Annotated in this window: 3 protein-coding genes and 1 pseudogene; 3 read left to right on the top strand and 1 reads right to left on the bottom strand. The window is 42.0% G+C overall.

Annotation, left to right across the window (positions count from 1 at the left end; translation table 11 throughout):
- Nucleotides 1-217 precede the first annotated feature (217 nt).
- From KG118_RS17185 to KG118_RS17175, 3 genes and pseudogenes are all read left to right on the top strand, one after another.
- Nucleotides 218-1,495 carry a phage integrase SAM-like domain-containing protein gene (locus KG118_RS17185; protein WP_004293508.1) on the top strand — a complete coding sequence of 426 codons (1,278 nt, stop codon included), beginning with the start codon at nucleotides 218-220 and terminating at the stop codon, nucleotides 1,493-1,495.
- 178 nt (nucleotides 1,496-1,673) lie between these two features.
- Nucleotides 1,674-1,849 (top strand): annotated as a pseudogene (locus KG118_RS17180) (histone H1).
- Nucleotides 1,850-2,145: 296 nt separating this feature from the next.
- Nucleotides 2,146-2,382: a hypothetical protein gene (locus KG118_RS17175; protein WP_009316603.1), complete on the top strand. Its 237-nt coding sequence runs from the start codon at nucleotides 2,146-2,148 to the stop codon at nucleotides 2,380-2,382.
- A 23-nt stretch (nucleotides 2,383-2,405) separates the two neighbouring features.
- On the opposite strand, the gene KG118_RS17170 is transcribed toward KG118_RS17175, so the two are convergent.
- A complete protein-coding gene (locus tag KG118_RS17170) occupies nucleotides 2,406-2,687 on the bottom strand; it encodes an HU family DNA-binding protein (protein WP_008142902.1) in 282 nt (93 codons plus the stop codon).
- Nucleotides 2,688-2,875 lie beyond the last annotated feature (188 nt).

Raw genomic sequence — 2,875 nt, 5'->3', positions numbered from 1 at the left:
GGCACACCCTTTTTTCGGACACAACTTTTGTGATTAGGAAAAATAGTTGATTGATAACGAGTTAGTAAATGACACAAGTACGGATTTATCCGTATAAACATTATTTCGCTAAGGAAACTACTCTTTTCATGTAGGTTTCTATGTAGGTTAATTAATACCAATTGATTCCTACTAATGCGAATTAATAATAAGTCATTAACTAACTCGTTATCAGTCTATGTACACGATTAACATCAGGGGTAAGCAGAACCCGAAAGACACCAAGATGGTCAAGCTGGAGATAATTTTCTTCAAGACCGGTTACGCCCGTGTGCCGAAGGTTATAAACATCACAGGGCTATTAAAAGACTGGGATGTCAAGTCTCAGAGTTTCCGTGTAGGGAGTGCGGAGGCCACTACCAAGAACAAACTGCTTTTCGATTTGCGAACCAAATATCTGCATGTCGCCGATACCTGGGAGATGGAAGGCAGGAACTGGTCGCCCGTCCAGCTATCACATTGCTTCGATGAAATCAAGGCGGCCAAACCCGAGGTCAAAGTAAAGAGTGTCCAGCAGATGATCGATTATCTTGAAGAGACATTCAAAAACAAGAAACGCATCAAGAACGGTCAGATTGTCGACAGCACGACCAATGCTAAACGATATGTCTATCTCAAGCGTGAACTGCAGGCGTTTACAAAGGAAAAATATGAAAAAGCCTTTTCCTCTTATTTCTTTACGGATATTACAGAAGAGTTTCTTCTTGACTTTGCGTTTTGGCTTAAAGAAAGAGGTATCAGAAATGGCAACAAGGCCGGACTTACACACAAACTAAGGTTGCTCCGTGCCGTATGCAGGCAGGCAGAAAAGAAAGAGATGTACGGGGTGAATATGGATAACTTCCTCTGTCTCGGTGATGATATTAATTGGCCGGAAACCACTTCAAGAGCAGTTCCGGAAACAGTCATAGCTAAAATCGCAAATGTTGACCGTACCTTGTTTACGAAAAAAGAGCAGTTGCATCTTGATTTGTTCCTGTTCAGCTACTATACCGGAGGTATGGCGAATGTCGATGTATGTAACCTGACATGGGATTTGGTCCAGGAAGACCGCATCGTCTATGAACGTATCAAGTTTCCCAAAACAGCCAAACCGGAATTACTCAGTAAAGCAAAAGCCATCATGAATAAATACCGTGGGCAAAGTTATGGAAATTATGTATTTCCTGTTTTTACTCATAAACACACGACCACTTCCAAGAAGACTACACGTGTCAAGCAAATTTCCACACGCCTTTCACAAACCTTGACGAAAGCATGCAAGATGCTGCGCATTAAAGAAAACATCACATGGTATTCCGCCCGTGGCTCTTTCATATCGAAGATGGTAGATGCCGGTAATAATCCGTATGTGGTTGCAGAGATGGCTGGTAACAGCCCATTGACCATCTATAAGCATTACTACAAGAATACAAAGCGGGAAGAAATCAAGCGGCAGATGGAAGAAATGTTCTGACCAGACATATCCATAAAGTTGTAAACACCTTGACAATTTCTCTGATGGATAAATCATACGGTGTAATGGCTGTTAAAAGTCATTGATTACCAATGTGATATTTGCAATATTGACAAAATCGCTCTTATTCTCGATTATTTTCATTACCTTTGTGGTCAATAACTTAAATAGAATTTATATGAAAGAATTGGTTTCAAAAATACAGGAAGTATATGCTACATTCTCCACGGATGCGGCACTTCAGATTGAAAAAGGCAACAAGCCGCAGGGACCCGTGCCCGTAAGACCTCGTTGGAACTGGAAAAACTGATGAAAGAGTTTCGTAAGCTTTCCTTGGAAGAGTCTAAAAAATAACCTTTACACGTCCGGTCGTTATCACATAATGGCCGGTTCTTCTGCAGATGCGGCATAAAAACCATATTGGCAGAACGACATAATAAAATACGGAAAGCGTTAGCTTTTGTCATGCACCGAAATCTGGTAAATTTCACTTATCCGCAGGACAAACAGTTTTCGCCTATGCTTTTGCGTGGGCTTAACTTGTTTGCGGATAGGTTTACCAGAACCTCGGTGCTACGGGTTATGTCCCACGCTTTTTGGTCTTGGTACATTGAATGCTTGACGGGACTCAAGCCAAATACGGAGATATTATGAACGACATGAATCTGATGGATGAACTTTTGAAAATTCCTGCTGATGCAACTGCCGCCACCGTACAAGGCATAGAAATGCTGCTTATCGATGAAAACAAGGCGGGGGCTTTATTGGAGTCGGATCCTAATGACAACACCATCCACGAATGCCTTTTAAGCAACGGCCGTTTCCTGTTCCAATCGGACAATACCAACCTCGTTGCCCTGTATAAAGTAACAGGAGCATCTGAATAACGCTCCTGTTGCATATAATCACCTTATTTGTCTGATTTCATCCTTCCTGCAAAGGCTTTTGACGGTTTGAATGCCGGGATATTGTGGGCAGGCACTATTATCGTGGTATTCCTGCTTATGTTGCGTGCTGTCTTTTCCGCACGGTGTTTGATGATAAAAGAACCGAAGCCGCGAAGATAAACCTCCTCGCCGTTTATCATGGAAGACTTTACGCTATCCATGAATCCTTCGACAACTTGTAACACGACCTGCTTCTCCAGACCGGTCTGCGTTGCTATTTCCCTGACGATATCCGCTTTTGTCATATTAACTCTTGATTAAATACTGTCAATCCGTTCACAAAGATACATCATTTCCTGAAATATCCTCCTTTTACAAACACATATAATAAACATTAGCCGGCGTCCGTCTCTACTCTTTCGATACAAATAGTATCGAAGTATGAAGCTGACACTCAACCGCAAATTCAAAGGTCAGACCTATACCATAGGCG

The sequence above is a fragment of the Bacteroides propionicigenes genome (genome assembly GCF_018390535.1).
In the GTDB taxonomy this organism is placed as follows: Bacteria; Bacteroidota; Bacteroidia; order Bacteroidales; family Bacteroidaceae; genus Bacteroides; species Bacteroides propionicigenes.
Note: the sequence above shows the minus strand (reverse complement) of the source record. Positions and strands in the feature narration are given on the sequence as shown.